The organism is Corallococcus exercitus (assembly GCF_003611585.1).
Lineage (GTDB): Bacteria > Myxococcota > Myxococcia > Myxococcales > Myxococcaceae > Corallococcus > Corallococcus exercitus.
The window spans coordinates 1-3,071 of sequence record NZ_RAVW01000675.1 but is presented as its reverse complement, the minus strand read 5'-3'; the positions used below and the strand labels follow the sequence as shown (position 1 = coordinate 3,071).

Genomic DNA, 3,071 nt, shown 5'->3' with positions numbered 1-3,071 from the left:
GTAGAGGAAGAAGCCGGGGAGGGTGGGGGAGTACGCGTCGAGCACACGCACCAGGCGCTTCTCCGCGAGCAGCCGGCGGGCGCGGCTCTCCGGGACATAGGCGAGCCCCTGCCCGGCGACGGCGGCCTCCAACACCAGTTCCGCGTCATCCAGCACCACGCGGCCCGCGACGGCGACGTCAATGCGCTTGCCGCCGTCGGTGAGGCCCCAGTGGAGGATGCCGCCGGTGGTCCGGCTGCGGTAGTTGATGCAGTCGTGGTCGCGCAGGTCGCGAGGGTGCTTCGGCTTGCCGCGCGTCGCGAAGTACGACGGTGCGCCCACCACGAACATGGGGATGTCTCCGCTCACGGGGATGGCGATCATCTCGCGCTCCACCAGCTCCCCGAAGCGGAAGCCCGCGTCGAAGCCCTGCTGGACGATGTTGACGAGCGCGTCGTCGAGCTGGATGTCCACGCGGATGTCGGGATGGGCGGTGAGGAACTCCGCGAGGCGGGGCCCGAGCACCTCCTGGTAGCCGTAGCGAGGCAGGGTCAGGCGCAGGAGGCCGGAGGGCCGGTCGCGAAGCTCGCCCAGGGACTCGAAGGCCTCCCGCACACCGAGCATCGCGGGCTCGAGCCGGGAGAGGAACCGCGTACCGGCCTCGGTGAGCCCGACGCTGCGGGTGGTGCGCTGGAGGAGCCGCACCCCGACGCGTTCCTCGAGGGCCCGGAGGCTCTGGCTCACCGCGGACGGCGTGACCCGGAGCTCCGCCGCGGCGGCGGTGAAGCTCCGTCTGCGAGCCACCGCGAGGAACGCCATGAGGCCGGAAAGGTCGTCGCGCATTCCTTAGCATAACTACAAAGTGCATCCAGACACGACGCGTTTCGCAGCAGAGGGGGCGACCGTACTTAAGGGCCCAGGGAGGCAGTCATGAACGCACAGAGCAGGGTCTGGTTCGTCACGGGTTCGTCGTCGGGGTTTGGCCGCAACATCGTGGAAGAGGTCATCGCGAGAGGGGAGCGGGTGGTGGCGACGGCGAGGGATCCGCGCACGCTGGAGGACCTGGTGGCACGGGCCCCGGACCGGGTGCTCGCGGTCCGGCTGGACGTGACGAAGCCGGAGCAGGTCCAGGAGTCCATCGCGGTGGCGCTGAAGCACTTCGGCGCCATCGACGTCCTGGTGAACAACGCGGGCTACACGTTGTTGGGTGCGGTGGAGGAGACGAGCGACGCGGAGCTGCGAGCGGTGTTCGAGCCGCTGTTCTTCGGCGCGGTGGCGATGACGCGCGCGGTGCTGCCGCACATGCGGGAGCGGAGGACCGGCATCATCGTGCAGGTATCGAGCGTGACCGGGTTTGTCACGTATCCCGGCGTGGGTGCATACAGCGCGGCCAAGCACGCGCTGGAGGGCCTGTCGGAGTCGCTCGCGAAGGAGGTCGCGCCGCTCGGAGTGAAGGTGCTCCTCGTGGAGCCGGGCATGTTCCGCACGAAGCTGCTGGGGCCGTCCTACCGGCAGATGCCGGAGCTGGCGCCCTACGCGGAGACGGTGGGCCCGATGCGCGCCTACGTGGCACAGTCCGCGGGCACGCAGCCCGGGGACCCGGAGAAGGCCGCGAAGGCCATCGTGGACGCCGTGGACGCGGGAGCCCCGACGCTGAGACTCTTCCTGGGCCCGGACGCGCCCGGAGCCATCCGCGAGAAGCTGGCGCAGGTGGCTGCGGACGTGGACCGCACGGAGCAGGTCGCGCTCGCGATGGGGTTCTAGACCCGAGTGAACAGCACGCCGTGGCTTCAAGGCGCGAAAGCCGAGTGCATATCCGCGAAGCGAGTGGAGTCCGCTCGAAGGAGCGCGGCTCCACCTTCAGAGCCGCAAGCGGGATGCGCGCTCGTCGATGCACTTCAGAAGGCGCGGAAGAACGGCCCGAGCGGATGAGCCCGAGGTCCACGGACGCAGGCGCTAGCCATCAGGGGTGGGCCCGGGGTGACGTGAAGCAGTCAGCCTCCGGGGCCCCCTGCCACGCGGTTGGGTTCGCGGAAGCCGGTGCGCCGAGGCTCGGGCTGGAGGCCACCCTCCGTGGAAGAAGCGCCTCCACTTGCCCGACAGTCGGACAGGTGGCCCAAGGACCTGTTCGTCATATCCCCCGGCGCACTTCCCACCGGGGGCAAGGGAGGCGGGCTCCATGGGGATCGCCTCCACCCCATGAGGGTGGGGGGCCACTCCGAGCACCTTGGCGTCCTCGACGGTAGACGCAAGGCCGTCGTGACCCTGCTCCTCCACGCATGAGCGTGCCTCCTGGGCCTCGTCCCGCGCGGCGGCTGGCGCGGGGGCTTCGAGGAGATTCTCCTGAGAGGGGGAGTCCTCGGGGGATGCCTGCTCCCGAGGGGCAGGGGCGAAGGCGTCCAGCGTACGCTCATCGCACGCCTTCAACAGCGCCGGCAGTTGCTGCGTAAGCGCCCGCACGTCGCGGTCACCCAGGGCGTGCATCGCGCACACGGCCCACTGGCGCAGTGATTCGCCGCCCATGAGGAACCACAGCCGGGCCACGTTGCCCCTCATGGCCCGTTGCAAGGATTGAATGAGGAGCAGGTGCCCGGGCCGCGCTGCCGCATGTGCCGCCAGTCGCAGCAACTCGAATTCCAGCTGCGCGCAGCGCGCACCCGGCTCCCAGTGCGCCGCATCCCAGAGTGAGAAGCAGATGGACTCCAACTGGCTCACCTGCGCCTCGGAGGCACTCGCACAGCAGTCGACCAGCAGCTCCACCAGCACCTGGCGCTTGAGGCTGAAGAAGCCCTCCAGCAGCCGCCGGCCTTCCTCGGAGCGCGTGTCATGCAGCGCCAGCCCCAGGTTCTCCAGCGTCAGCGACTCATCCAGCGCCACCGCGCGTGTCTTGCGTCCAGCGCGCTGCACCACCAGGCCTCGCGCCGCCAGCCGCCGCATGGCCTCGCGCACGGTGCCTCGACAGCACCCGAACTCACGCGCCAGCTTCTCTTCCGAGCCGAACTGCCCCCTCGGCAGCATCCCCAGCGCAATCGCGCGCTCGAGTTGCTCCTCCACGTACGCCACGAGCCCCACCCGTACCCTCAACGCCACCC

The 3,071-nt window shown here is 69.9% G+C and carries 3 protein-coding genes; 1 reads left to right on the top strand and 2 read right to left on the bottom strand.

What is annotated here, in order from left to right; translation table 11 throughout:
- Nucleotides 1-822: LysR substrate-binding domain-containing protein (locus tag D7W79_RS40680; protein ID WP_120530569.1), on the bottom strand; the 822-nt coding region annotated here is incomplete at its 3' end.
- A gap of 87 nt (nucleotides 823-909) precedes the next feature.
- Between D7W79_RS40680 and D7W79_RS40675 the strand changes: the two genes are divergently transcribed.
- Nucleotides 910-1,743: an oxidoreductase gene (locus D7W79_RS40675; protein ID WP_120530568.1), complete on the top strand. Its 834-nt coding sequence runs from the start codon at nucleotides 910-912 to the stop codon at nucleotides 1,741-1,743.
- A gap of 192 nt (nucleotides 1,744-1,935) precedes the next feature.
- On the opposite strand, the gene D7W79_RS40670 is transcribed toward D7W79_RS40675, so the two are convergent.
- Nucleotides 1,936-3,069: a GntR family transcriptional regulator gene (locus D7W79_RS40670; RefSeq protein WP_338078858.1), complete on the bottom strand. Its 1,134-nt coding sequence runs from the start codon at nucleotides 3,067-3,069 to the stop codon at nucleotides 1,936-1,938.
- Nucleotides 3,070-3,071 lie beyond the last annotated feature (2 nt).

Excerpts from the sequence above, each read along its gene's own strand:
- D7W79_RS40675 (WP_120530568.1), top strand. The coding sequence starts at position 910 with ATGAACGCACAGAGCAGGGTCTGGTTCGTCACGGGTTCGTCGTCGGGG.